Annotated in this window: 23 protein-coding genes; 11 read left to right on the plus strand and 12 right to left on the minus strand. The window is 70.6% G+C overall.

What is annotated here, in order from left to right; genetic code table 11:
- Positions 1 to 52 precede the first annotated feature (52 nt).
- Positions 53 to 2,566, minus strand: a complete 2,514-nt coding sequence (valS, locus tag ACTWPW_RS54380; RefSeq protein WP_443173610.1) for a valine--tRNA ligase — start codon at positions 2,564 to 2,566, stop codon at positions 53 to 55.
- A gap of 78 nt (positions 2,567 to 2,644) precedes the next feature.
- Here valS and ACTWPW_RS54385 point away from each other — a divergent pair, with 78 nt between their 5' ends.
- A complete protein-coding gene (locus ACTWPW_RS54385) occupies positions 2,645 to 2,929 on the plus strand; it encodes a DUF4235 domain-containing protein (RefSeq protein WP_364114806.1) in 285 nt (94 codons plus the stop codon).
- Here the strand turns inward: ACTWPW_RS54385 and ACTWPW_RS54390 are convergent.
- The 3 genes from ACTWPW_RS54390 to ACTWPW_RS54400 are packed head-to-tail and all read right to left on the minus strand — an operon-like array spanning position 2,862 to position 6,795.
- Complete coding sequence (locus ACTWPW_RS54390) at positions 2,862 to 4,295, minus strand: alpha,alpha-trehalose-phosphate synthase (UDP-forming) (protein ID WP_375115650.1); 1,434 nt, start codon at positions 4,293 to 4,295, stop codon at positions 2,862 to 2,864. The genes ACTWPW_RS54385 and ACTWPW_RS54390 overlap by 68 nt on opposite strands.
- A gap of 17 nt (positions 4,296 to 4,312) precedes the next feature.
- A complete protein-coding gene (locus ACTWPW_RS54395) occupies positions 4,313 to 5,851 on the minus strand; it encodes an FAD-dependent monooxygenase (protein ID WP_443173611.1) in 1,539 nt (512 codons plus the stop codon).
- Positions 5,848 to 6,795 (minus strand): MBL fold metallo-hydrolase, encoded by a 948-nt coding sequence (locus ACTWPW_RS54400; RefSeq protein ID WP_443173612.1) that lies wholly within the window; start codon positions 6,793 to 6,795, stop codon positions 5,848 to 5,850. The genes ACTWPW_RS54395 and ACTWPW_RS54400 overlap by 4 nt, the downstream gene beginning before the upstream one ends.
- 246 nt (positions 6,796 to 7,041) lie before the next feature.
- Here ACTWPW_RS54400 and paaI point away from each other — a divergent pair, with 246 nt between their 5' ends.
- The 3 genes from paaI to ACTWPW_RS54415 are packed head-to-tail and all read left to right on the plus strand — an operon-like array spanning position 7,042 to position 9,343.
- On the plus strand, positions 7,042 to 7,410 hold the full coding sequence (gene paaI / locus ACTWPW_RS54405; protein ID WP_364115152.1) for a hydroxyphenylacetyl-CoA thioesterase PaaI: 369 nt from the start codon (positions 7,042 to 7,044) through the stop codon (positions 7,408 to 7,410).
- A complete protein-coding gene (paaK, locus tag ACTWPW_RS54410; protein ID WP_375115653.1) occupies positions 7,407 to 8,729 on the plus strand; it encodes a phenylacetate--CoA ligase PaaK in 1,323 nt (440 codons plus the stop codon). Before paaI ends, paaK begins: the two co-directional genes overlap by 4 nt.
- An 8-nt stretch (positions 8,730 to 8,737) precedes the next feature.
- On the plus strand, positions 8,738 to 9,343 hold the full coding sequence (locus tag ACTWPW_RS54415; protein ID WP_375115654.1) for a TetR/AcrR family transcriptional regulator: 606 nt from the start codon (positions 8,738 to 8,740) through the stop codon (positions 9,341 to 9,343).
- 28 nt (positions 9,344 to 9,371) lie between these two features.
- On the opposite strand, the gene ACTWPW_RS54420 is transcribed toward ACTWPW_RS54415, so the two are convergent.
- From ACTWPW_RS54420 to ACTWPW_RS54435, 4 genes are all read right to left on the minus strand, one after another.
- Positions 9,372 to 10,199 (minus strand): hypothetical protein, encoded by an 828-nt coding sequence (locus ACTWPW_RS54420; RefSeq protein WP_375115655.1) that lies wholly within the window; start codon positions 10,197 to 10,199, stop codon positions 9,372 to 9,374.
- A 93-nt stretch (positions 10,200 to 10,292) separates the two neighbouring features.
- Positions 10,293 to 10,592, minus strand: a complete 300-nt coding sequence (locus tag ACTWPW_RS54425) for a DUF4193 domain-containing protein (protein ID WP_090929286.1) — start codon at positions 10,590 to 10,592, stop codon at positions 10,293 to 10,295.
- Between the two features lie 319 nt (positions 10,593 to 10,911).
- On the minus strand, positions 10,912 to 12,144 hold the full coding sequence (locus tag ACTWPW_RS54430; protein WP_375115656.1) for a sensor histidine kinase: 1,233 nt from the start codon (positions 12,142 to 12,144) through the stop codon (positions 10,912 to 10,914).
- 71 nt (positions 12,145 to 12,215) lie between these two features.
- Positions 12,216 to 12,869, minus strand: coding sequence for a response regulator transcription factor (locus ACTWPW_RS54435; RefSeq protein WP_138693059.1), 654 nt, complete (start codon positions 12,867 to 12,869; stop codon positions 12,216 to 12,218).
- Between the two features lie 237 nt (positions 12,870 to 13,106).
- Between ACTWPW_RS54435 and ACTWPW_RS54440 the strand changes: the two genes are divergently transcribed.
- Positions 13,107 to 13,271 carry a hypothetical protein gene (locus ACTWPW_RS54440; protein ID WP_165974805.1) on the plus strand — a complete coding sequence of 55 codons (165 nt, stop codon included), beginning with the start codon at positions 13,107 to 13,109 and terminating at the stop codon, positions 13,269 to 13,271.
- A 54-nt stretch (positions 13,272 to 13,325) separates the two neighbouring features.
- On the opposite strand, the gene ACTWPW_RS54445 is transcribed toward ACTWPW_RS54440, so the two are convergent.
- Together ACTWPW_RS54445 and ACTWPW_RS54450 are read right to left on the minus strand one after the other, a co-directional pair.
- Positions 13,326 to 14,114: an inositol monophosphatase family protein gene (locus tag ACTWPW_RS54445; protein ID WP_443173613.1), complete on the minus strand. Its 789-nt coding sequence runs from the start codon at positions 14,112 to 14,114 to the stop codon at positions 13,326 to 13,328.
- The gene (locus tag ACTWPW_RS54450) at positions 14,114 to 16,135 is read right to left on the minus strand and encodes an alpha/beta fold hydrolase (RefSeq protein WP_443173614.1); all 2,022 of its coding nucleotides are present in this window, start codon (positions 16,133 to 16,135) and stop codon (positions 14,114 to 14,116) included. Before ACTWPW_RS54450 ends, ACTWPW_RS54445 begins: the two co-directional genes overlap by 1 nt.
- A gap of 11 nt (positions 16,136 to 16,146) precedes the next feature.
- Between ACTWPW_RS54450 and ACTWPW_RS54455 the strand changes: the two genes are divergently transcribed.
- Complete coding sequence (locus ACTWPW_RS54455; protein ID WP_443173615.1) at positions 16,147 to 17,124, plus strand: ferrochelatase; 978 nt, start codon at positions 16,147 to 16,149, stop codon at positions 17,122 to 17,124.
- On the opposite strand, the gene ACTWPW_RS54460 is transcribed toward ACTWPW_RS54455, so the two are convergent.
- Entirely contained in the window at positions 17,115 to 18,305 is a 1,191-nt protein-coding gene (locus ACTWPW_RS54460; protein WP_443173616.1) for a lytic transglycosylase domain-containing protein, read from the minus strand. The two genes, ACTWPW_RS54455 and ACTWPW_RS54460, sit on opposite strands and share 10 nt — an antisense overlap.
- Positions 18,306 to 18,448: 143 nt before the next feature.
- Between ACTWPW_RS54460 and ACTWPW_RS54465 the strand changes: the two genes are divergently transcribed.
- The 3 genes from ACTWPW_RS54465 to ACTWPW_RS54475 all read left to right on the plus strand — a co-directional run bounded on the left by ACTWPW_RS54465 (position 18,449) and on the right by ACTWPW_RS54475 (position 21,709).
- The gene (locus ACTWPW_RS54465; protein ID WP_443173617.1) at positions 18,449 to 19,600 is read left to right on the plus strand and encodes an MFS transporter; all 1,152 of its coding nucleotides are present in this window, start codon (positions 18,449 to 18,451) and stop codon (positions 19,598 to 19,600) included.
- Between the two features lie 99 nt (positions 19,601 to 19,699).
- The gene (locus tag ACTWPW_RS54470) at positions 19,700 to 20,380 is read left to right on the plus strand and encodes a polysaccharide deacetylase family protein (RefSeq protein ID WP_443173618.1); all 681 of its coding nucleotides are present in this window, start codon (positions 19,700 to 19,702) and stop codon (positions 20,378 to 20,380) included.
- 48 nt (positions 20,381 to 20,428) lie between these two features.
- Entirely contained in the window at positions 20,429 to 21,709 is a 1,281-nt protein-coding gene (locus ACTWPW_RS54475) for a D-arabinono-1,4-lactone oxidase (RefSeq protein WP_443173619.1), read from the plus strand.
- Between the two features lie 105 nt (positions 21,710 to 21,814).
- On the opposite strand, the gene ACTWPW_RS54480 is transcribed toward ACTWPW_RS54475, so the two are convergent.
- A complete protein-coding gene (locus ACTWPW_RS54480; RefSeq protein WP_443173620.1) occupies positions 21,815 to 22,603 on the minus strand; it encodes a hypothetical protein in 789 nt (262 codons plus the stop codon).
- Positions 22,604 to 22,716: 113 nt separating this feature from the next.
- Between ACTWPW_RS54480 and ACTWPW_RS54485 the strand changes: the two genes are divergently transcribed.
- Both ACTWPW_RS54485 and sepH read left to right on the plus strand, forming a co-directional pair.
- Entirely contained in the window at positions 22,717 to 23,664 is a 948-nt protein-coding gene (locus tag ACTWPW_RS54485; protein ID WP_443173621.1) for a S8 family serine peptidase, read from the plus strand.
- Between the two features lie 160 nt (positions 23,665 to 23,824).
- Positions 23,825 to 24,881: septation protein SepH (gene sepH, locus ACTWPW_RS54490; protein ID WP_443173622.1), on the plus strand; the 1,057-nt coding region annotated here is incomplete at its 3' end.

The raw sequence follows: 24,881 nt of genomic DNA on the forward strand, positions 1-24,881 counted from the left end.
AGACGGCTGACGCCGGGCGCCCCGCGCGGGGCGCCCGGCGTCGGAGCGCCGGTCAGCCCAGCTGGACCTCGACCTTGAGCTCGTCGCCGTAGTCGAGCACGAACTCCTCGACGTTGCCCGCCGCGCACAGGTCGTCCTGCGCCTGCCGCACGAGCTCCACGTCGGGCGCCCACACGGTCAGCCGGGAGACCTCGGCCCGCATCGACTGCTTGGCCTCCGACTTGGCCTTGCGGACCTGCCCGAGCACCTCCGAGGCCACCGCCAGCACGGCCGGGTCGCCCTCTCCCCGCTCCGTGAGCGGCCAGGCGGCGCGGTGGACCGAGCCGTCGCGCCACCACGACCACACCTCTTCGGTCACGAAGGGCAGGAACGGCGCGAACAGCCGCAGCAGCGTGTCGAGCGCCTGCCGCAGCGCCGCGTGCGCCGACGCCGAGGCGGCGCCGGACTCGTACGCGCGGGCCTTGACCAGCTCCAGGTAGTCGTCGCAGAACGCCCAGAAGAAGCGCTCCACGGCCTCGATCGCCCGGGTGTGGTCGTAGGCCTCGAACGCCTCCGTCGCCTCCCGCACGGCGTCGCTCAGCGCCGTCAGCATCGACCGGTCGAGCGGCTCGGTCACCTCGGAGCCGGCGTCGTCGGAGGCCAGCCCGAGCACGAACTTGGAGGCGTTCAGGACCTTGATCGCCAGCCGCCGCCCGATCTTGAGCTGCCCCGCGTCGAAGGCGGTGTCGACGCCGTAGCGCCCGTTGGCCGCCCAGTAGCGCACCGCGTCGGAGCCGTGCTGCTCCAGCAGGTCGAGCGGGGTGACCACGTTGCCCTTGGACTTGGACATCTTCTTGCGGTCGGGGTCGAGGATCCACCCGGAGATCGCCACGTCGCTCCATGGCGTGCCGCCGAACTCGTAGTGCGATCTGACCACGGTCGAGAACAGCCAGGTGCGGATGATCTCGTGGGCCTGCGGCCGCAGGTCGGCGGGGAAGACGCGGCGGAACAGGTCGTCGTCGGAGCCCCATCGGCCGGCGATCTGCGGCGTGAGCGACGAGGTGGCCCAGGTGTCCATGACGTCGGGGTCGGCCATGAACCCGCCGGGCACGCCCCGCTGCTCCTCGGTGTAGCCGGGCGGCACGTCGGAGGACGGGTCCACCGGCAGCATGTCCTCGGTGGGCAGGATCGGCGCGTCGTGGACGGCCTGCCCCGACTCGTCGATCGGATACCACACCGGGAACGGCACGCCGAAGAAGCGCTGGCGCGAGATCAGCCAGTCGCTGGTGAGCCCCTCGACCCAGTTGTCGTAGCGCACGCGCATGTGGGGCGGGTGCCACGTCAGCTCGCGCCCGCGCGCCAGCATCCGCTGCCGCAGCTCCTCGTCACGGCCGCCGTTGCGGATGTACCACTGGCGGGTGGTGACGATCTCCAGCGGCTTGTCGCCCTTCTCGTAGAACTTCACCGTGCGCCGCACGGGCCGGGGCTCGCCCTCGAGGTCGCCCGACTCCCGCAACAGCTCCACGATCCGCTCGCGGGCGCTGTGGACGGTCTTGCCGGCCAGCTCCTTGTACGGCTCCTCCTCCACGCCCTCCGGCGGCTCGGGCAGCAGCCGCCCGTCCCAGCCGAGGATCGGCCGGGTCGGCAGGTGCAGCTCGCGCCACCAGGTGACGTCGGTGATGTCGCCGAACGTGCAGATCATCGCGATGCCGGTGCCCTTGTCGGGCTCGGCCAGCCGGTGGGCCAGCACGGGCACCTCGACCCCGAACAGCGGCGTCAGCACCGAGGTGCCGAACAGCTCCTGGTAGCGCTCGTCGTCGGGATGGGCGACCAGCGCCACGCAGGCCGGGATCAGCTCGGGCCGGGTCGTCTCGATCCAGACCGGGCCCTTCTCGCCGTAGAAGGAGATCTTGTGGAAGGCGCCGGGCCACTCCCGGTCCTCCAGCTCGGCCTGGGCGACGGCGGTGCGGAAGCTGACGTCCCACAGGGTCGGCGCCTCGGCGAGGTAGGCCTCGCCGCGCAGCAGGTTGCGCAGGAACGCCCGCTGCGACACCGCGCGGGACTCGTCGCTGATCGTGGTGTAGAGCAGCGACCAGTCGACCGACAGCCCGACCCGCCGCCACACCTCCTCGAACGCCTGCTCGTCGAGGGCGGTCAGCTTGTGGCACAGCTCCACGAAGTTGCGCCGCGAGATCGAGATCTCACGCTTGCCGGGCTTGTCCGGGGGGACGAACTCGGGGTCGTAGGGCAGCGACGGGTCGCAGCGCACGCCATAGACGTTCTGCACCCGGCGCTCGGTGGGCAGCCCGTTGTCGTCCCACCCGATCGGGTAGAAGACAGACTTACCGATCATCCGCTGGTAGCGGGCCATGATGTCGGTGTGGGTGAAGGAGAAGACATGCCCGACGTGCAACGACCCCGACACGGTCGGCGGCGGCGTGTCGATCGAGTAGACCTGCTCACGCGGCTTGGACCGGTCGAAGCGGTAAGTGCCCTCGTCCTCCCAGCGAGCTACCCATACCTGCTCCAAGCCGTCAAGGGTCGGCTTTTGGGGCATGGATGGACGGCGTAGTCGCTGTTGAGTCATGCCTCCTTATGGTACGGCTTCACGGGCGCGGCCTGCGGTAGAGACTAGTGTTCGTTACAAAGGGGAAGGGAGATCGACATGGCGGAGGACAAGCCCGATGTCGCCTGGCGTGTCATCGGTGGCCTGGTGGGCCTGGTGACCGCCTGGGCGGCGCGGAAGATCCTCGGGTTCGCCTGGCGGAAGGCGACCGGCAAGGAGCCGCCCATCGACACGGACTCGCCCGAGGTCAGCATGGGTGAGGCGATCGGCTACGCCGTCGTCATGGGAGTGGGCATGTCAGTGGCGCAGATCGTGGTCAACCGGACCGCCAAGAAGCGCTACGACGCGTGGAAGTCTGTGAAGCAGGTGTCTCCAGGGCCGTGAGGAACTCGCTGGCCCAGCGGTCCACGTCGTAGGTGGCGACCCGGCGGCGCATCGTCCGCATCCGCCGGGCCAGCTCGTGCGGGGTGGCGCGCATCGCGGCCAGCATCTGCCGCTTGACGTCCTCCACGTCGTACGGATTGACCAGATAGGCCTGCCGCAGCTCGTCGGCGGCCCCGGCGAACTCGCTGAGCACCAGCCCGCCGTGCAGGTCGTGGTGACAGGAGATGTACTCCTTGGCCACCAGATTCATCCCGTCGCGCAAGGGCGTGACGACCATGACGTCGGCCGCCAGATAGAGCGCCGCCAGCTCCTCGTGGCCGTAGGACTGGTGGAAATACCAGATCGGCTGGTAGCCGAGCTGGGCGTGCTCCCCGTTGATCCGGCCGACCTGCAGCTCGATGTCGTCGCGCAGCCGGCGGTATTCGTCCACCCGCTCCCGGCTCGGCGTCGCGATCTGCACGAACACGGCCTCGCCGGGCCGCAGCTGCCCGTCCTTGAGCAGCTCTCCGAACCCCTCCAGCCGCTGCCCGATGCCCTTGGTGTAGTCGAGCCGGTCCACGCCCAGCAGCACGTGCTCGGGGTCGCCCAGCTCCATCCTGATCTCCTTGGCCCGCGCCACGATGTGCGGCTCGCGCACGATCGTGTCGAGCTGCGCGAAGTCCACCGAGATCGGGAACGCCTGCGTGGTCACGATCCGGTCGTCGAGGAAGATCTCGTTCCCCTTGTACGGCAGCCCGAGCAGCCGCCGGCACAACCTGCGGAAGTTCGAGGCGCCGCCGGGCAGCTGGAAGCCCACCAGGTCGGCCCCGAGCAGCCCTTCGACCAGCTCCTTGCGCCACGGCAGCCGCCAGAACAGCTCGGTCGGCGGGAACGGGATGTGCAGGAAGAACCCGATCCGCAGGTCGGGCCGGAGCCTGCGCAGCATGGCGGGCACGAGCTGGAGCTGGTAGTCCTGCACCCACACGACCGCGCCCTCCTCGGCGGCCTCGGCGGCCGCGACGGCGAAGCGCTCGTTGACGGACCGGTACGTCTCCCACATCGCCCGGTCGAACACCGGCGGCGCCACCACGTCGTGGTAGAGCGGCCACAGGGTGGCGTTGGAGAAGCCCTCGTAATAGAGCTCCACCTCGCTGGCCGACAGCGGCACGGGGATGAGACTCATCCCGTCCTGCTCGAACGGCTCCAGTTTCTCGTCGGGCGCCCCGTGCCAGCCGGCCCAGGCGCCATGGCGGCGCTGCATCACCGGCGCTATGGCGGTGACGAGGCCTCCTGGACTCCTGCGCCACGAGGCCGCTCCGTCAGGCTCGATCGTCCGGTCCACCGGCAACCGGTTCGCGACGATCAGAAACGAGCTACGGCCACTCACGCAGTCCTCCTATGGGGTCATGTGTCAGGAGAGCCGCCGAGTGCGCGGCTCACAGCGGCCGCCACCGACTCCGGCCCCGCATGGGGGATGATCGCGGCGATGTGGGAATCGGGCCTGATGAGCCATGCCTCATCCGGCCCGGCGCCGAGCCTCTCAGCGAGCGAGCCAGTCCCATCCATCTCCGCGAGCCCGCGTACGGCGAGCGGCGCCGTAATGACCTTGCCCAGGACCTGCACAAACAAACTCGAATCGCACATATCACCCAATAGCACGAGAAATCCGTCCCGGGCCATCTCCCGCAATCTGCCCCCGGGAAGCGGCACGTCGGGCAGGATCACGCCCGGCGCGGGCACGCACAGCGCTCCCTTCGGCGGTCTGCCGAGGAAGGGCCGCGATGGCTCGGGCGTGGTGAGCGGCGAGTCCACGTACCAGTACGGCTCGGCGAAGCGCCCCGAGTCCACCTCGGCGACCCGGCCGCCCTCCAGCACGGCCCGCCTGCGCATCCGCTCCTCCACACTCCTGGGCGCGAGGAAGCGCATGGTGGCCGCGGTGACCTGCAGATTCTCCCGCGCGGCCGCGTGCCGCTCGGCGTGGTACGACTCCAGCAGCTCCTCCCCCGCCCAGCCGTTGAGCACGAAGGCCAGCTTCCAGGCCGCGTTCTCGGCGTCGGGCACGCCGGAGTTGAGCCCCCGCGCACCGAACGGGGCCACCAGGTGGGCGCAGTCGCCCGCCAGCAGGACCCGGCCGACCCGCATGCGGGAGGCGATGCGCGAGTGGAAGCGGTAGGTGCTGTGCCAGAGCAGCTCGTACGGCCGATCCCCGATGATCTGCCGGATTTTTCGCGATATATCGGCTTCTGTTGGGATGAAGTCCGGCGCGATCTGCCAGTCGATCCGGTACGTGCCGCCGGGGCAGGGATGGATGAGCACCTGCCGCCCCGGGTTCCAGACCGGGTCGAAGTAGAAGCGGCGCTCGTTCTCCCAGCCCGGCAGCTCGGCCTTGATGTCGCAGATCAGGAACTGGTCCTCGAACGTCTCCCCGGAGAAGGCCACCCCCAGTCCCCCGCGCAGCCCCTGGGCCCTGGCACCCGCGCAGGCCAGCACGTAGGGCGCGCGCAGCCGCCGCTGGCCGCAGTGCACGGTGACGCCCGTGGAGTCCTGGGACAGGCCGGTGACCTCGTGGTCCCAGCGCACCTCGATGAGCGGCTGCCCGGCGATGACCTCGTCGAGGATCTGCTCGGTGCGGCTCTGGGAGATGTTCACGCAGGGTGGCAGCGGCCCCTCACGCTCGAACGCCCAGGAGAACAGCTCCCGGTCGCGGTAGTAGGTGCGGGCCGTGGTCCAGGCCAGGCCCTCCTCGGCCACCTTGGCCGCGCCGGCGGCGGCCCAGATGTCGAGCACGTCGCGCTGCTGGCAGATGGACTTGGAGCCGCCCCTGCCCCGCGACGGGCGCTGGTCGAGCACCAGCACCTGGACGCCCCAGCGGGCCAGCAGCAGCGCGGCGCTCTGCCCGACCGGGCCCGCGCCGATCACGATGACCTGTGCGTCGTTCCTCATGACTGCAGCTCGTCCCACACCTGCCGGTCGCGCTCGGCGGTCCAGATCCGTGGCCGCTCGACGCCGTGCAGCTCGTCCCAGAGCCTGGAGACGTTGAACGGCAGGCAGTGCTCGAAGATCGGCCAGGCGCCGTAACGCGGCTCCAGGGCCCGGTGCGTACGCTCGAACGCCTCCTTCATCGACCCCGCCGCGCCCACCTCGCGCAACATCACCGCCACGAAGTCGCGCGTCTGCCCGATCGCCGCCGCCACGCCGTCCTTCCCCCTGGCCACCGCGCCCCGGCCGCCGACCAGCGTCTCCGCCCCGAACGACGCCACCCGGTCGAGCGTCCCCGAGGACCACTCCCGGTGGAAGGCGTCGCCGGTGTAGAGGGCGGCCTGCGACTCCACCAGGTCTCCGGCGAACATGATGCGCCGATCCGGCAGCCACGCCACCAGGTCGCCCTCGGTGTGGCCGCGCCCGCAGTATTGCAGGACGAGGTCGCCCCGCCCGCCGCCCAGGTCGATGGTGAACCGGTCGCTGAACGTCGCCGTCGGCCACGTCAGGCCCGGGATCGAGCCCGGCTCCTTGAACAGGCGCGGCATCCTGCCGTATTCGCTGGCCCAGTCCTGCTCGCCGCGCTCGGCGATCAGCTCGCGGGTCTTCTCGTGGGTGACGATCACGTCCGCGCCGAACGCCGAGGCGCCCAGCACCCTGACCGCGTGGTAGTGCGACAACACGAGGTATCTGACCGGCTTGTCCGTGTGCTCGCGCAGCCGGGCCAGCCACTCGCGGGCGGCCACCGGCGTGGCCAGCGCCTCGAAGCAGACGAGGAAGTCCTCCCCCTCGATCGCGCCCACGTTGGGGTCGCCCTCGGCCGTGAGCGCGTAGACGCCCTCCGCCAGCACCTCCAGAGACTGCCTCTTCTCGCCGAGATCCGCCGACGAGGCGAACGGCTTGGCCATCGCTCCTCCTCCGCTCAGCCGTCGAAGTCCATCCGCACGCCCGACGTCCTGCCCATGCCCATCTCTCCCGAGATCAGGCGCACTCCGCGTGCCACGCCGGCCGCCCGGACCGCACCGCGTGGAAGCGCCCCGCGACGTGGCCCGGGCCGGCGCTTCATCTCTTGACAGGGAAGTCAGGACGGTGATTGGTTTACCGAACATTCGGTCAGTTGACAAGGGAGACTTGCGTTGGAGAGCGCGCGTCGCATGATGGACGCCGACACCGCCTCCGCGGCCCTGGGCATCGAGTTGACGGAGCTGGGCGAGGGCCGGGCGGTGTGCCGCATGACCGTGACGGGCCAGATGATCAACGGCCATGACCTGTGCCACGGCGGATACGTGTTCCTGCTGGCCGACACGGCGTTCGCGTGCGCCTGCAACACCTACGGCCCGGTGACGGTGGCGGCGGGCGCGGAGATCACGTTCGTCTCGCCTGCCCGCGCGGGCGACGTGCTGGTCGCCGAGGCGGCCGAGCGCACCCGCTACGGGCGCAGCGGCATCTACGACATCACCGTGCGAAGGCCGGACGGACAGGTGGTCGCGGAGTTCCGCGGCCGGAGCCGGGAGCTGAAGTGAGACTTGGAGATCCCCCCGCGGACCACGAGCTCGACCCGGTCGAGCGGGTGTCCCGCGACGAGCTCATGGCGCTGCAGCTGGAGCGCCTGCGGCGAACCCTCGACCACGCGTACCAGAACGTACCAATTTATCGGGCGAAATTTGACCAAGCCGGGGTGCATCCGAGCGACTGCAAGGAGCTCGGTGACCTGGCGAAGTTCCCCTTCACCACCAAGCAGGACCTGCGCGACAGCTACCCGTTCGGCATGTTCGCCGTCCCCCGCGAGCAGGTGGTCAGGGTGCACGCCTCCAGCGGCACCACGGGGCGGCCGACCGTGGTCGGCTACACCAGGAGCGACATCGACGTCTGGGCGGAGGTCATGGCCCGCTCGATCCGCGCCTCCGGCGGGCGGCCCGGCGACATCGTGCACGTGGCCTACGGCTACGGCCTGTTCACCGGCGGGCTGGGCGCGCACTACGGGGCCGAGCGGCTGGGGTGCACGGTGGTGCCCGTCTCGGGCGGCATGACGGCCCGGCAGGTGCGGCTCATCGCGGACTTCCGGCCCGACATCGTCATGATGACGCCGTCGTACATGCTGGCCCTGCTGGACGAGTTCGCCGCGCAGGGGCTGGACCCGCGCGCCGCGTCCCCGCGCGTCGGGATCTTCGGCGCGGAGCCGTGGACGGAGCGGATGCGCGCGGAGATCGAGGAGCGCTTCGACCTGCACGCCGTGGACATCTACGGCCTGTCCGAGGTGATCGGGCCCGGCGTGGCCAACGAGTGCGTCGAGAGCAAGGACGGCCTGCACGTCTGGGAGGACCATTTCTACCCGGAGACCGTCGATCCGTTCACCGGCGAGCCGGCCGAGGCGGGCGAGCTGGTCTTCACCAGCCTCACCAAGGAGGCCATGCCGGTCATCCGCTACCGCACGCGCGACCTGACCCGGCTGCTGCCCGGCACGGCCAGGCCCGCGTTCCGCCGCATGGAGAAGGTGACCGGGCGCACCGACGACATGATCATCGTGCGTGGCGTGAACGTGTTCCCGACCCAGATCGAGGAGCTCGTGCTGGCCACGCGGGGCCTGTCTCCGCACTTCCAGCTGCACCTGACGCGCCCCGAGCGGCTCGACGTGATGACGGTCAGGGTCGAGGCGCGTCCCGAGTTCGGCGGCGGGCGGGGCGAGGCGGGCGAGGCGCTGCGCAGGGCGGTCAAGGACGCCGTCGGCGTGAGCGTGGAGGTCGAGGTCGTGGATCCGGAGACGCTGGAGCGGTCGGTCGGGAAGCTCAAGCGGGTCATCGACCGGCGAGCTGCGGCGGGCGACCAGGACAAGCAGGGATAATCGGGCATATGGCCACATCAGCCCCCACGCGTCAGCGCAGGCGCGGGCACGACCCCGAGTCCGTGCTGTCCATCGCGGTGGGCGTCTTCAACGAGCGTGGCTACGACGGCACCAGCATGGAGGACCTCGCCAGGGCGCTGGGCGTCACCAAGTCGGCCATCTACCACCACGTGCCGGGCAAGGAGCAGCTCCTCGCCCGCGCCCTCGACCGGGCGCTGGACGGCCTGTTCGAGATGGTGGCCGACGAGCGCGCCGCCTCGGGGGCGGCCATCGAGCGGCTGGAATGGGTCGTACGGCAGAGCGTGCGCATCCTCGTCGACCGGCAGCCGTACGTGACGCTGCTGCTGCGGGTGCGTGGCAACAGCCGCACCGAGCGGGCGGCGCTGGAGCGGCGGCGGGAGTTCGACGCTTTCATCAGCCACCTGGTCGGGCAGGCGGCGGCGGAGGGTGGCATCCGGGCCGACCTGGATCCCGCACTGGTGACGCGGCTGCTGTTCGGCACCGTGAACTCGATCACCGACTGGTACCACCCGTCACGCGGCGCCTGCGCTGACGACCTGGCGGACGCGCTGATCAAGATGGCCTTCGACGGGCTGCGCTCGGACGCGGCCTAGACACCGGGCCCGCGGCCGGGAGGCAGGGCTACGGGTCGAGCTCGTTACGCGGCGGGGACTCGACGGCCTCGGGCTGTCCGGCACCGGGCAGCGGGCGTTTGACGCGCAGGTCGTTGCGGATGGTCTCGCCGAGCTTCTTCGTGGCCATGCGGTTGAGCGCGCCGCCGGCGACGGCGCCGGTCAGGAACGGGCCGAACGTGGTCAGATGGCGGCCCAGCGTACGCATGAGACGGTTGCGCAGAGCCGTCTTGGTGGCCGCCCCGAGCGCCAGTGAGACGGACGCGGGCGCGAGGGGGTCGATGCCGCGTTGCTTGGCCCAGGCGGCCGTGAATGCGACCGCGCGCTGGGTGCCGGTGCCCTGGACACGTACGCCGTAGACCTCGTGCAGCTCGGCCAGGAGCTTGACCTCGATGGCGGCGACGACGATCGTCTCGGCGACGAGCTGGGCGGGGGCGGAGAGCAGGAGGGGTGGCGCGGCGAACTCGGCCGCGGCCAGTGCTCCGCCGATGGCGCCGACCGTCATCGTGGCCTTCTGCGCGGTGCGCACCAGGTCGTCGGCGAGCTCCTCGCCGGTCAGGCCGTGATGATGTTCGGCAAGGGTGTGCAGATCCCGGATCGGGATGCGCGGCGCGATGTTGAGGAAGACGTCCGCCAGCCAGCGTCCCCGGCCCGCGCCGGTCGCGCGTGCCCTTTTGGCTCCCGCGGACAACGCCTGGGCTAGGCGGCCGAGCAGCCTGCGCCGCTCGGCCGGCGCGAGCTCACCGGACGCGGTGAGCCTGCCTACGAGCTCGCCGACCTCACGGTCGGGGTCGGCGATCTCACTGCCTGGTTGCTGGTCTTTCTCCGGTACGGCCACGCGATGCCTCCATGTCTCTTGGTCGCGACCGCTCAGGGTTCGTGGGCTTCGGTCATCGCTCCCTCGCTACCCCGAGCACTTTCGCTCCAGAAATTAGGCGGCGCACTCCCGGCAGACCTGCTGGCCGTTCCTCTCAGAGGCCAGTTGGCTGCGGTGATGCACCAGGAAGCAGCGTGAGCAGGTGAACTCGTCGGCCTGGCGGGGAATCACCCGCAGGGAGAGCTCTTCGTTCGACAGGTCCGCACCGGGCAGTTCGAGCGACTCGGCCAGGTCGGTCTCGTCGATGTCGATGCTGCCAGACGACTTGTCGGTGCGCCGCGCCTGGAGTTCCTGGAGGCTGTCTTCCCCCAGGTCGTCGTCTGTCTTGCGCGGGCTGTCGTAGTCGGTAGCCATTGTGCTTACTCCATCCCCCTCATCCATATGTGTTCGCGCTCATCGCGCGTCTTAACGTCCGGGAAGCCCATCTTGTGCCCGTTCCGTCGGGGAGATTTCCCATCGGTACCCCGCGGAAACGGACAACGAACCTCCCAACACGTCAGGGCCTGCTGCCGACGGCAATGGTTAGCCAAATATGGCGAAACCCACAGCCTTGGCGTCATGCACCACCGTGTTCGACGGCACATCCAACCACATGTGCGGCGCGAATGAGACGCCCCCCGGGCCTCAACACGCGCGGCACCACGCGGACGAACGCGCCTGGACGACACGCCCGTCAACGCCTCGGCAGCTGAATGGTCACGACAAGCCCTCCACCATCACGCGGCACGGCGGCCACATTCCCGCCGTGCGCCTGTACCACCGCACGGACGATGGACAGCCCGAGCCCCGCTCCCTTGGCCGATTCCACGCGGTCCGCATGGAGCCTCCTGAACGGCTCGAACAGGCTGTTCACCTCGTACGCCGGGACGTGCTGTCCCGTGTTGGCCACCTGAACAACCAAGGCACCGTCCACCATTCCCGTTCGGATCCAGACTTTTCCGTTTTCGGGAATGTTGTACTTCACGGCGTTCTCGAGCAGGTTGCTGATGGAGCGCTCGAGGAGCACGGGATCGCCTATGGTAGGCGCGCTGACCAGTTCGGCGCTCACGGTTACGCCGTGTTCCTCGGCGAAGGGCGTGACCTGTTCCAGCGCCGTCTCGGCGACGTCCTGAACGTCGAGCGGTTTGCGCACGGCGAGTTCGCGTTCGCTCCTGGCGAGCAGCAGCAATCCCTCGATGAGCTTCTCATTGCGCGCATTGACCTCGAGGAGGGTACGGCCGAGCGCTTTGAGGTCCTCCGACGCCTCCGGATCCGACAGGGCGATCTCCAGGACCGTCCTGTTGATGGTCAGGGGCGTACGCAGCTCGTGCGACGCGTTGGCCACGAACCTGCGCTGGGTGTCGAAGGCGACGTTGAGCCTGGTGAGCATGGCGTCGAAGGTGTCGGCCAGCTCCTTCAGCTCGTCGTTGGGGCCCTCCAGGGCGATGCGCTGGTGGGCCAGGGTGCTCTCGGACAGCTTGCGCGCCGTCACGGTCATCTGCGCGACCGGCTTGAGCGCCCGGTCGGCCACGAAGTAGCCGATGATGAGGGCCAGGATCCCCACACCCACCAGGGCCATGGGCGCGCTGCCGAGCAGCGCGTCACGGGCGTTGATGATCGCCAGCTGTTCGTACTGGCGCCAGCGGGCCTGCATCTGCGCGTCGGAGATCGGGTCGAGCCCGGTGTCGAGGGTCGGCCAGGCGCGGCTGATCGCCGTGCCGAGGATGACGTACACCGACAGCAGCAGCGCCGCGCCCGCCCCGAAGACGAGCGCGCCGTAGGTGAGCGTCAGCCGCCATCGGATGCTGACCTTGCCCGGCAGATCCTTCACACGATCCATAGTGGATCGTGTGGCCGGCGCCTGCTGCTCCAGCGGAGGGGGACCGTCCCAGGCGGGCGGGCCGACCGGGGGCGGCGCTTCCTGCACCCGCGTCGCCTTCCTCGCCGAGTGCGGGCTGATCATCGGATGCGTCGGGCCCTCACGCTCTGGCCGATCATTCACAACTTGTACCCAACCCCGGGCACAGTCTCGATCACCTGAGGCTCGCCCAGCTTCTTCCGCAGCGTCATCATGGTCACCCGGACCACGTTCGTGAAGGGATCGATGTTCTCGTCCCATGCCTTGTCCAGCAGGTCCTCCTGGCTGACCACGGCCCCTTCGGCCCGCATCAGCTCCTCGAGCACCGCGAACTCCTTCTTGGTCAGCACGACCTCCTTGCCGTCGCGCTCCACCAGCCGCTTGCCCGGGTCGAGCCGGATCCCGGCCCGCTCCAGGACGGGCGGCAGGGCGGGAGCGGAGCGGCGGCCGAGTGCGCGGACCCGCGCGACCAGCTCGATGAACACGAACGGCTTGGCCAGGTAGTCGTCGGCCCCCAGGCCCAGCCCCTCCACCTTGTCGTCCACGTCCCCCGACGCGGTCAGCATGAGGATCCGCGAGGCCGTCCGCTGCTCCACCAGCCGGCGGCACACCTCGTCGCCGTGCACGACGGGCAGGTCGCGGTCGAGCACGATCACGTCGTAGTCGATGTAGGAGGTCCGCTCCAGGGCGCCCCCGCCGTCGTACGCGACATCGACCGCCATGGCCTCACGCCGCAGCCCCGTCGCGATCGCGTCGGCGAGCACCCGCTCATCCTCTACCACCAGCACCCGCACGCCTGGCACACCTCTTCTCCGGATTCTGGGCACTCATTCTGCCCACGGCCTCGATAAGCGCACGGTAAGGCATGTTCAGGGCTCGGTGACCCCGCGGTGAGACGGCCCTTGGAGAAATTCATGTTTCGGTGGGCGACAAGCCGGGGTATGCCTGCGGGACACCCATTGCCCGGTCTTCATCTGGCGATGGGGTAACTTCGCCCCCCACACGGATCGAACCCCCAGAGAGTAGGTGAGATGGGCGAGTTCACGACCACGATCGAACACCGCCTCGACCAGGCTTACAAGGGCCTTCGGGAGGCCCGTAGCGTCGGCGACGACTACCTCGCCGACACACTCACCGCCGAGATCGAGGACCTGCGCAGGCTGGCCGACGATCACGGCATCCCGTTGCCCCGCTAGCCGTGCGAAACGGCCGGAGCCCGGCTCCGGCCGTTTCTCGACCCGGTTCAGCGATCAGGCGGCGCGTTCGGGGTCCAGCCGCGCCAGCAGGTCGTGCAGTTCCTCGAACAGCCCGGGAGCCGCGCACAGCGCGAAGGCCGGGCTGACCGGCTCGCCGCGCAGCCCGCCGAGCCTGGCGCCCGACTCGGTGGCGATCAGCCCGGCCGCGGCGAAGTCCCACTGGTTGACGCCGCGCTCGTAGTACGCGTCCACCCGCCCGGCGGCCACGGAGCACAGGTCGACGGCGCACGAGCCACCGCGCCGGATGTCACGCACGCGGGGCAGCACCTTGGCCACCACCTCGCCCTGGACCGCGCGCTGGGCCTGGGCGTAGCCGAAGCCGGTCGAGACCAGCGCCTGCGCCAGCGGCACGCCGGTGTTGCAGCGCAGCCGCCCGGCCCCGAGCCGGGCGCCCTCGCCGAGCGCCGCGGTGTAGACCTCGCCGCGCTGCGGGACGTTGACGACCCCGGCCACGACCTGGCCGTTCACCTCGACGGCGATCGACACGGCCCAGTCCGGCAGGCCGTACAGGAAGTTGACGGTGCCGTCGATCGGGTCGACGATCCAGCGCACGTCGGACTCGCCGGGCTCCTCCCCGCCCTCCTCGCCGAGGATCCGGTCGCCGGGCCTGGCGGCCAGGATGCGCTCGCGGATGAGCTCCTCCGACGCCTTGTCGAGGGTGGTCACCACGTCGGTGGGGCTGGACTTGGTCTCGATCTCGCCGGACATCGTGGGCCGCTTGGCGAGGAGCATGTCCCCCGCCTCGCGGGCGATGTCCTCGGCGAGCCTCAGGAAATCCGTCATCAGGCCACCGAGTCCGGGCGCTTCCACTCCTGTCCGAGCACGTGCTGGGCCAGGAAGGCGAGGACGGTCTCGTACCAGGCGACGGCGTTGCCGGGCTTGAGGATCCAGTGGTTCTCGTCGGGGAAGTACAGGAACTTCGACTCGACCTCGGTGCGGCGCAGGTCCCACCACAGGCGCAGCGCCTCGCCGATGGGCACGCGGTAGTCCTTGTCGCCGTGGATGACCAGCACCGGGGTGGTGATGTCGGTGAGGGAGTGGTGCGGGGACAGGAGCTGGTACCGCTCGGAGCCGGGCTCGCCGAACTCGCGCTGCCAGTACATGGAGGCGTCGGTGGTGCCGGCGAACTGGTCGAGGTTCCAGAGCGAGGCGTGGGTGACGATGGCCTTGTAGCGGTCGGTGTGCCCGGCCAGCCAGTTGGCCATGTAGCCGCCGTACGAGCCGCCCATCGCGGCGATGCGCTCGCTGTCGATGTCGTCCCTGGCCAGTGCCACGTCCACGATCGCGTCGAGGTCGGCCTGCGTGCGCGGGCCCCAGTTGCCCCAGCCGCGGTCGATCATCTCCTGGCCGTAGCCGGTGGACAGGCAGGGGTCGGGCATGAGCACGGCGTACCCGTGCTGGGCCATGATCCAGGACTGCCAGCGCCACTGCCAGTCGTTCCACGAGGCGACCGGGCCGCCGTGGATGAACAGCACGAACGGCGCGGGGTCCTCGGCCGAGGCGCCTTCCGGCAGCACGAGCCAGCCGCGGACGGTGGCGCCGTCGTCGGCGGTGGCGGAGATCTCGGTCAGCGTGCCGGGCACCTCGGGGCGCGGGGCGGGCGAGGGCAGCTCGGTGATCTCACCGGTGGCCGCGTCGATCCTGGCCGGGGCGGGCGCGAGGTTGACGGCGCTGCGCAGCGCGTACACGAACCGGCCGTCGGGGGACGGGCTGAGGCCGAGGTAGGCGCAGTCGTCCTGGGTGAGCCTGGTGGCCTCCCCCTCCAGGGGCACGCGGAAGATCGGGCGGCGGCCCTGGAAGTCGGCGGCGAGGTAGACGGTCGATGAGTCCGGCGACCACTCGACGTCCGAGGGGAACAGGTCGGGCGCGTACGCACGGCCCTCCCCCGTGGCGAGGTCGGCGATCCACAGCTCGCTGCGCGCCGAGACGTTCAGGCCCGTGAGCCGGTCGCGGGAGCAGGCGATCCTGGTGCCGTCAGGGGAGACGGCCAGCGGGCCGGTGAAGTCGTGGGCCTCGTCGCTGAGCAGCACCCGCCGCTCTCCCGTGGCGACGTCGATGGCCACCAGGTCGGTACGCCACTCGCCCTTGGGCAGGTAGTTGCGCCAGGTGGAGATCACGGTGGCGCCGTCGGGGGTCAGCTCGAACCCGCCCTCGCGCAGCGCGTCGCCGGCGTCGGGGGTCAGGTCGCGCACGTCCTCCAGGCGGTCGGCACCGAGCCGGGCCACGAACAGGCGGGGCCGGCCGGGGCCGAGGTCCTGGTCCCAGTAGCGCACGGGGTAACCCTCGTGCAGGACGGCGCTGATCCCGGCGTCCTTGCGGGCCTTGCGCTTCTCCTCCTCCGCGGCCTCCTCGCCGTCGAGCACGTCGGCGACGAACACGACCACGTCGCCGGCCGTGCGCACGGCCCCGATGCCACCGGGCCGGGTGGCCACCTGGCGGGCCTCACCGCCCGCGCGGGGCAGCAACCACAACGAGGGGACCTCGTCGCCGGAGTCCTTCACGGTGGGGTCGGGGCGGGCGGAGGTGAACAGCACGTCCCCGGCGGCGGTGAAGACCGCGGCGGACTCGCCCTTGGCCGAGCGCGTCAGCCGGTACGGCTCGCCGTCCACGGGAACGGCCCAGAGCGCGGTGCCGAACGACTTTCCGTCAGGGTTGAGGGACTGGACGGTGGAGATCAATCTGGAGCCGTCGGGCGAGAGCCGCAGCGAGAGAACCCGAGGGATGGCCACATAGTCACGTATGTCGTTGAATGCGCTCACTCGATCGAACCTACCTCGCGGAAGGGACCGCCGACACTCCCGCATAGGGTTGTCACGTGGGAATTTACGACGCCTTGCTGGTCCTGTCGTTCGGCGGCCCGGAAGGACCGGACGACGTGATGCCGTTCCTGGAAAACGTCGTGCGCGGCCGGGGAGTGCCGCGCGAGCGGCTGCTCGAGGTGGCCGAGCATTACCAGAGTTTCGGCGGGGTCAGCCCGATCAACCAGCAGAACCGCGACCTGGTCGAGGCGCTGCGCCCGGTCGCCGGCGTCCCGGTCTACTGGGGCAACCGCAACTGGCACCCGTTCGGCGAGGACACGGTGCGGCAGATGCGGGCCGACGGCATCCGGAAGGCGGCCGTGTTCGCGACGTCGGCGTTCGCCGGCTACTCGAGCTGCCGGCAATACTACGAGGACATCGCCCGGATCTCCGTCGACGGCGGCCCCGAGCTGGTCAAGATGCGCCACTACGGCGACCACCCCGGGTTCGTGGCCGCGATGGCCGACCACACCAGGGCGGCGCTGGAGCGGCTCGGGCGCGACGACGCCAGGCTGGTGTTCACCGCCCACAGCATCCCCGTCTCCATGGCCGAGACGGCCGGGCCGTCCGGCGGCCTCTACGAGGCGCAGCTGCGCAGGAGCGCCGAGCTGGTCAACCAGGCGCTCGGCCGCACCGAGCCGTGGGACCTGGTGTGGCAGTCGCGCAGCGGGCCGCCGCAGGTGCCGTGGCTGGAGCCGGACGTCTGCGACTTCCTGCGCAAGACCGACGCACGCTCCGTCGTGCTCGTGCCGATCGGTTTCGTCTCCGACCACATGGAGGTCGTCTACGACCTCGACACCGAGGCCAGGGCGGTGGCGGCGGAGCTGGGCCTGCCGATGGAGCGGGCGGCGACGGCGGGCACGCACCCGAGCTTCGTGCGGATGGTGCGCGAACTGCTGGAGGAGCCCGAGCCGGTGCCGTGCGCGCTCACCTGCTGCCCGCCGCCGCGCAGGCGGCCTCAGGCGGCTCAGGCGGCTCAGGCGCCTCAGGCGTAGGTGCGGGCGTACGCCTCGGCGATCCCCATGACCTTGTTCACGTAGTCCCACGAGTGGTTGTAGAACCAGATCGCCTTGCGCAGCCTCTCGCCGCCCTGGCCCGCCTTGTTCGCGCACAGGTAGTTGGCCGCGCCGGGCACGGCGTCGTACGGGCTCCAGATGTCCTTCTTGCCGTCCCCGTCGCCGTCCACGCCGTAGTGCTTCCACGTGGCGGGCATGAACTGCATCGGCCCGAGCGCGCCCGCGCTGGAGGGCCCGTTGTTGCGCCCGTGCGAGCTCTCCACCTGCCCGATCGCGGCCAGCACCGTCCAGGACAGCCCGGGGCAGCGGGTGGCGGCGGCCTTGTAGAGCTCCAGATAGCTGCCCGGCCGGCCGACGTTGACCTGCTGCGGCTGCTGCTGGGCGGGCTGCTGCTGCTTGGCGGTGCGGGCGGCCGCGTCCAGCACGACGACCTGGGCGCCCTTGCCGAGCAGCTTGCGTACGCCCGACTCGCTGATCTTGCCTTCCTTGCCGTGCAGCAGCACCGCCACCCCCGGCGCGAACCCCAGCGACCGGCCCAGGTCCGCGCTCACCAGACCGTCCACGCCGTGCAGCCCGAGCGTGGCCGAGGCCGCGACGCGGAGCCGGGGCCCGCCGTCCACCTGGTACATCGCGCCCAGGATCATCCCGAACTTGCGTATCGCGCCCGCGTCGGCGACCAGCCCGCCCCTGGCCAGCGCGCTCCACAGCGCGGGCTGGTCGGCCACGGGCTGCGGCGTCCACGAGCGGAAGTCGGACGGGTCCACGGCCAGCAGGTTCAGCGCGGTGCCGGACACCTTGACCGCGCCCGCGTCCACCACGATCACCTTCTGCACGTGCTTCAGCTCTCCGAGGCGGAACCTGGTCTGCTTGGGCACGGTGCCCGGGGCGATCGCCAGCACGCGCGGCGGCGTGGAGGTGACGCCGGGACCGCCCTGGCCGAAATCCTTGACCGGTGCGGCCGTGGGCACGATCTGGTCCAGGCGGGGAGCGGCGGACTGTCCGGTCTGCGGCTGGATACGGGGCTCCCGGCGTACGGGCTCCTGCACGGTCCTGACCAGGTCATCGTCCATGATCACGACGATGCCGCCGGCAGCGGCGCAGACCGCGAGCACGGCGATGACCATGAGCATGACCGCGCGAAGGCTGGGAAGACCGGACACCCGGGACACGTTAACTCACGCCCGCGCCAAATCACTTGCCATCCGGACATACAGTGCGCAATGGTTAGCTGCTTGAGTAAGGGGGAAACAGCGTGGTCGGGCCTTACCGGGGGTTGTTCGAGAGGCCCGGTGTCAAAGCTTTCGTGCTGGCCGGACTCATCGGCCGGATGCCGATGTCCATGCTGGGCATCGGGGTCATCCTGCTGATCTCCACGCTCACCGACAACTACGCCACCGCCGGCGCGGTCGCCGCCACCTCCAACGTCGCCTTCGCCGTGGCCGCGCCCCTGTCGGGCCGGCTGGCCGACAGGTTCGGGCAGGGGCGGGTGATCGCGCCGATCGCCATCGTCAACGCTCTCGCCCTGGCGGCCCTGATGATCCTCGCCGGGTCCGGGCTGCCCGAATGGACGCTGTACGCCTCGGGGCTGATCGTGGGCGCCACCTCGCTGTCGATCGGCTCGATGGTGCGCGCCCGCTGGTCGGTCATCTACGGCGGCTCCGGCCGGTTGCACACCGCGTTCGCGTTCGAGTCCGTGGCGGACGAGGTCGTCTTCGTCACCGGCCCGGCGCTGGTCACGGTGCTCGCGACCGCCGTGAACCCGTACGCGGGCCTGATCGTGGCCCTGGTCTGCATGCTGCTGGGCTCCCTCGCCCTGGCCTCGCAGGGGCGCACCCAGCCGCCCGTGCAGCAGTTCAGGACGTCGGCGGGCACGCCCATCCTGATCCCGGGCATCGCCCTGATCGCCGGCGTCTCCCTGGCGCTGGGCGCGATCTTCGGGTCCGTGGACCTGATCACGGTGGCGTTCGCCGAGGAGCGCGGCGTGAAGGGGGCCGCGGGGTTCCTGCTGGCCTCGTTCGCGGGCGGGTCGATGGTGTCGGGGCTCTGGTTCGGGTCCCGCAACTGGCGCATCTCGATGCGCGCGCGGTTCGTGCGGGCGCTGGCCCTGTTCATGGTGGGGCTGGTGCCGATCCTGTTCATCGACAGCCCGTGGCTGATGGCGGGGGCGCTGTTCCTGGCCGGGTTCGCCATCTCGCCGACGCTCATCACGTGCTTCTCGCTCACCGAGCGGCTGGTGCCGCCGTCCCTGCTCACCGAGGGCATGGCGTGGATCTCGACGGCGATCGGGTTCGGTGTGGCGATCGGCTCGTGGGCGGGCGGTCAGCTCACCGAGACGTACGGCGCGTCCAGCGCGTACGGCTTCTCGCTGTGCGCGGCGGTGCTGGCCGTGATCGTGGGAATCGGAGGTTCGGGTTTGCTGAGACTTCCCGAGGCTCCTTCACCCCCGCGGACCTGATCCGCTACGGTCGGGACATCCCTCGCAACACCCATCACACTGGAAGCTCTAGTTATGTCCCGACAAATCAGTTCACTTCTAGCTATCGCGGCTGTTTGCGTGACTCTTGCCCCGGCACCGGCTCTCGCGCAAACCCCCACCAAGAAGGAGCCGGTCGACTGCGAGCAGGTCAAGTGCATCGCACTGACCTTTGACGACGGTCCGGGCAAGTACGCGGGAACGCTGCTCGACACGCTCAAGAAGTACGACGCGAAAGCGACGTTCTTCCTTGAGGGCCAATACGTGAAGAGCCGCCCCTCCTACGTCAAGCGCATGGCCACCGAGGGCCACGAACTCGGTAACCACAGCTACAGCCACCCCGACTTCACCAAGATCGAGCCAGGGGCGATCAGGAGCGAGATCCAGAAGACCCAGGACGCGGTGAAGAAGGCGGCGGGCGTCGAGCCCAAGCTGCTGCGCCCGCCGTACGGGATGGCAGACCTGCAGGTCTCCGACATCGCCGCCGAGTTCGGCATGCCGATGATCCTGTGGACCGCCGGTTCCCAGGACTGGAGCTCCAAGAACGTCGAGGCCATCCAGAAGCAGACCCTGGCCGTGGCCAAGCCGAACTCGATCATCCTCATGCACGACTGGGTGAAGCAGACCGTGGACGGCATGCCCTCGCTCATCAAGACCCTCAAGGGCAAGGGTTACCACCTGGTGACCGTGTCCGACGTGGTCAAGAGCCAGGACCTCAAGCCCGGGGACATCTACCCCGTTCCGGAGGGCTGGGAGAAGTGAGTATCGTTCGCGTTTAGTCGGAACGATGCTCTTGGGTGAGGGGTGCTCGTGGCCTTCGTGAACTGGGCGCGCAACCAGTCGGGCACCCCCGCCGAGGTGCGTACGCCGGCCTCCGTCGAGGACGTCGTACGCGCCGTACGCGACGCCGCCGCCTCCGGGCGGCGGGTCCGCATGATCGGCACGGGCCACTCCTTCACCGGGGTGGCCCTCACCGACGGCATCATGCTGCGCCCCGGCGCGCTGACCGGGATCAGGTCATGCGCGGACGACCGCGTCACCGTGCTGGCGGGCACGCCCCTGCGGGCGCTGAACGAGCTGCTCGCCGAGCGCGGCCTGGCGCTGGCGAACATGGGCGACATCACCGAGCAGACCGTCGCCGGCGCCATCCAGACCGGCACCCACGGCACCGGCCGCGACAGCGGCGGCCTCGCCGACCAGGTCGCCGAGCTGGAGCTGGTGCTCGCCGACGGCTCGGTGGCCACCGTCTCGCCGGGCGAGGAGCTGTTCGACGCCGCCCGGGTGGGGCTGGGCGCGCTCGGGGTGCTGACGGCCGTGACGTTCCGGGTGGAGCCCGCGTTCCTGCTGCACAACCGGCGGCGCAAGCTCACGCTCGGCGAGATCCTCGGCTCGCTCGACGAGCTGACCTCCGCGAACGGGCACCTCGACTTCTTCTGGCTGCCGCACACCGACGCCTGCCTGGTCAAGACCAACAACCGGAGCCCCGGCCCGGCGCGACCGCCGGGCGCGCTCCGGCACTGGCTGGACAACGTGTTCCTGGAGAACACCGTCTTCGGCGCGGCCTGCGCCCTCGGCGCCCGCCTCCCCTCCCTGATCCCGCGGATCAACGCGGTCAGCGCGGCGGCGCTCGGGGACTCGGAGTCGGTGGACGCGTCGTACAAGGTGTTCACGGCGCGGCGGGACGTGCGCTTCCTCGAGATGGAGTACGCCGTCCCGCGCGAGCGCCTGGCCCAGGCCCTGCGCGAGACCCGGGACCTGGTCGAGCGGATGGACTGGAGGATCACCTTTCCGGTGGAGGTGCGGGTGACGCCGCCCAGCGACGCGTGGCTGTCCACCGCGTACGGGCGGGCGTCGGCGTACGTCGCCTGCCACATCTACCGGCCGACGCCGAACCCCGCGTACTTCGAGGGGGTCGAGGAGATCATGACCCGCCTGGACGGCCGCCCCCACTGGGGCAAGCTGCACACCCGCGACGCCGCGTACCTGGGCAAGGTCTATCCCCGCCTCGCCGACTTCCAGGCCCTCCGCGACCGCCTGGACCCGGCCCGCCTGTTCACCAACGACTACCTGGACAAGGTGCTCGGCCCCTGACCCCGGCTCCGGGACGCACCCCCCGTACGGACCTCCCTCGCCACCCGCCCAGGACCAGTGCCGAAGTGCGGCGCGAAAGGGAACGGCGACCTGCGGAAGACGGACTCATCGCACGGGCGTGTCCGCGGGCTGCTCGGTCGGTGCCGGCGGCGCGCTGGACACCGGCGCCTCCTCCCCCACGTCGGGCTGGTCCGGCTGCGGCGGCGCTGTCGTGACCTCCCCCGACGGCTCCACCGTGTCCGACGGCGTGGGCGTCGGCTCCGGAGTCGGCCCCGGGCTCGGCGTCCTGGTCGGCCGGGCCGTCGTGGGGCTGGGCGAGGGGGTGGACGGCGCGGGCGTGGAGGTCTGCGGCGTGTACGCGGGCGCCTCGCTCTCCCTCTCCTGCCGTACCGGCCGGCCTCTGTCCTCCTCCTGCGGCTTCTTGGGCGCCTTCCCGGTCACCTGCTCGTGCACGGTCTGCTGCGCCGCCGCCTGGTAGACGAGGATGCTCCCCATGCTGACCCCGAACACGATCGTCGCCGCGGTCGCGATCTTCAGCCATGGCAGCCTCCGCCGCGGCTCCTCCACGACCGGCATGACCAGCGTGGACTCGCCGTCGCCCGGAGTCGCGTGCGCGGCGGCCGCGAGCAGCCGCCCCTCCTCCGGCGGGCCGTCCGGGCCGTGCTCCTCGCGCCAGGAGGTCAGCGTGTGCTGCTTGACCCGCTCTCCGGTGCGCTTGAGATAGTGCGTGTAGACGGCCGTGGCGACCGAGCTGGCGATGCTGACCACCGCCGCGCCGATCACGGTGCCCGCCACGCCGAGATACGACGCGGCCACGGCGGCGGTCACGGCGGCCAGGGCGCTGCCCAGGATCTGCGGCATGCTCAGCTCGAACTTCCGCTGCTCGCCGCTCATCTCCGGGATCAGTCCCCTCTGGTCATGCGTTCGGTAAAGAGCTGTCTCGTGAATAGACGCGAGTGCGTGTCCTGTTGTTCCTGTGACCTGCGTGACAGGCACCCTTGTAACTCGTGCCCCGACGACTCGGCCTGCCCTCCGTTTACCTCGCCGCGGCCATGGCCACGGCCGCCACGACCGCCGTCCCTCTGGCCATGACGCCCGCCTCAGGACTCGCCCTGCGGCCCGCCCCGGTGGAACCCGCCCGGCCCTACATCGTCACCGCCCGCGACCGGGGGGACGCCCGCGACCTCGTCGGTGAGGTGCGGTGGCGGGTACGCCGTTACTTCACCTCGGCGCTGCCCGGATTCGCCACCTTCCTCACCGCCGCCGAACTGGCCGAGCTGCGGGCCGACCCGCGGGTGCGCACGATCGAGCCGGATCGCCGGATCCATCCCATGGCGAGCACGAGACCCGAACGGCCGTCCACCGTACGGGCCGACGGCGCCGGCGTCACCGTGTACGTCGTGGACAGCGGCGTCAAGGCCAAGCAGGCCGGGTTCGGCGAGCGGGCCTGGCGCGCCTTCGACGCCACCGGCGGCACCGGGCGCGACTGCGGCGGTCACGGCACGCGGGTCGCCGCCCGCGCCCACGACGTCGCGCCGGGGGCGAGGATCGCCTCGGTACGGGTGCTCGGCTGCGACGGCACGGGAACGCTGGCCGACGTGCTGGCGGGGCTGGACTGGATCCACCGGCACGCGCGCGGCCCCTCCGTGGCGAATTTGTCGATCGACGGCGCCGGCTCGCCGGCTCTGGACGCGGCCGCCCGCTCGCTCGTACGTTCGGGGGTGTTCGTCGTCGGGGCCGCGGATCAGGGCACATGTCAGGTCACATCGGACGGCCGCGCCTTCTCGGCGCACGCGCCGTACCTCGCCGGCGCCGCCGCCCGCCACCTGGAGCTTCACCCGAGCGCCGGCCCCGCCGCCCTGGCCACCCGGCTCGGGTGCACGACGGCCCGCGGCGCGATTCGCCAGAACCCGTCGCGGCGATCTAACCTCCTCATGCGCGATGGCGGGCTCTAGAGGGATGGATTCCATAAATGTGACCGGCGTCACATCGCCTCCTGGCTATCCCAGGAAGGCGATGTTCGGACATGCCGGGTACGGTGCTGGCAGGCAACCGGCACACGCGAGAGACTCAAGGGTCCGGGGGAAGAATGGCGACGCTGACGAAGGGACTCGCATGCAGGAGCTCCGACTCGTCGCGGTGAGTGAGGACGGCACCTACCTCGTGCTGGCTACAGCCGGACGGGGTACGCGCTTCACGCTTCCCGTGGACGACCGGCTCCGTGCTGCCGTCCGCGGCAACTTCTCCCGTCTCGGCCAGTACGAGATCGAAGTGGAGAGTCCGTTGCGCCCCAAGGAGATCCAGGCCCGCATCCGTGCCGGAGAGACGGCGGAGGAGATCGCCGCGACCGCCGGGATCCCGGTCGAGCGTGTCCGCTGGTTCGAGGGGCCGGTGCTGCAGGAGCGGGAGTACGTCGCCCAGCAGGCCCAGCGCGTCGCCGTCCGCATGCCCGGCGAGTCCGCGCCCGGGCCCACCCTCGGCGACCTCGTCGCGGAGCGGCTGACCAGGCGCGGCGTGCCCACCGACGAGATCGACTGGGACTCCGCCAAGCGCGACGACGGCCTGTGGCGGGTCAAGCTCGGCTACGTGTGGAACGGTCACACCCGCCACGCCGAATGGCTCTTCGACCCGCGCAAGCGTCACGTGACGCCCCACGACGACGAGGCCATGCGCCTGTCGGCCGCCGACTTCGACCCCGAGCCGTCCGTGGTGGAGGACACCACGGTGACGCCGTTCGCGCCGCGCGTGGCCAAGCTGCAGCCGGTGCCACCGCTGGCCTCCGACACGCGGCAGTTCCCGTCGGTGGTGCGGCACGAGCCGGAGGAGCCGGCCGTCGGCTACGACCCGCCGCCCCGATCGCCGTCGGACGGCGCCTACACCCGGGCGCCCGAGCCGCCGTCCCGCGAGACCCCCTTCGACCGCGACCCCCGCCAGGACTCCCCCTCCCGAGACCCCCGCCAGGAACCGGCCAGAGAGTCCGCCCTCCGCCAGGATCCCGTCAGAGAGCCCGGCCTCCGGCAAGAGCCTCCGTCACGCGAGCCCTTCCGGCCCGAACCTCCGGCCCGCGAAACAGGCTACACCCGCCCCGGAGACACCAAGTCCCGCCGAGGCGGGACTTCGACATGGCTGCACGACTTCAGCTCGCGACGTGGGGGGAAGCCTGAGAACGAAT

Origin of the sequence: Nonomuraea sp. KM90, from assembly GCF_052246675.1 — a bacterium.
GTDB lineage: Bacteria > Actinomycetota > Actinomycetes > Streptosporangiales > Streptosporangiaceae > Nonomuraea.

Bases quoted from the DNA above. Each gene is read 5' to 3' on its own strand.
- valS (WP_443173610.1), bottom strand. From the start codon at position 2,566: ATGACTCAACAGCGACTACGCCGTCCATCCATGCCCCAAAAGCCGACC.
- ACTWPW_RS54385 (WP_364114806.1), top strand. From the start codon at position 2,645: ATGGCGGAGGACAAGCCCGATGTCGCCTGGCGTGTCATCGGTGGCCTG.
- ACTWPW_RS54395 (WP_443173611.1), bottom strand. From the start codon at position 5,851: ATGAGGAACGACGCACAGGTCATCGTGATCGGCGCGGGCCCGGTCGGG.
- ACTWPW_RS54400 (WP_443173612.1), bottom strand. From the start codon at position 6,795: ATGGCCAAGCCGTTCGCCTCGTCGGCGGATCTCGGCGAGAAGAGGCAG.
- paaI (WP_364115152.1), top strand. From the start codon at position 7,042: ATGATGGACGCCGACACCGCCTCCGCGGCCCTGGGCATCGAGTTGACG.
- ACTWPW_RS54415 (WP_375115654.1), top strand. From the start codon at position 8,738: ATGGCCACATCAGCCCCCACGCGTCAGCGCAGGCGCGGGCACGACCCC.
- ACTWPW_RS54425 (WP_090929286.1), bottom strand. From the start codon at position 10,592: ATGGCTACCGACTACGACAGCCCGCGCAAGACAGACGACGACCTGGGG.
- ACTWPW_RS54440 (WP_165974805.1), top strand. From the start codon at position 13,107: ATGGGCGAGTTCACGACCACGATCGAACACCGCCTCGACCAGGCTTAC.
- ACTWPW_RS54445 (WP_443173613.1), bottom strand. From the start codon at position 14,114: ATGACGGATTTCCTGAGGCTCGCCGAGGACATCGCCCGCGAGGCGGGG.
- ACTWPW_RS54450 (WP_443173614.1), bottom strand. From the start codon at position 16,135: ATGCGGGAGTGTCGGCGGTCCCTTCCGCGAGGTAGGTTCGATCGAGTG.
- ACTWPW_RS54480 (WP_443173620.1), bottom strand. From the start codon at position 22,603: ATGAGCGGCGAGCAGCGGAAGTTCGAGCTGAGCATGCCGCAGATCCTG.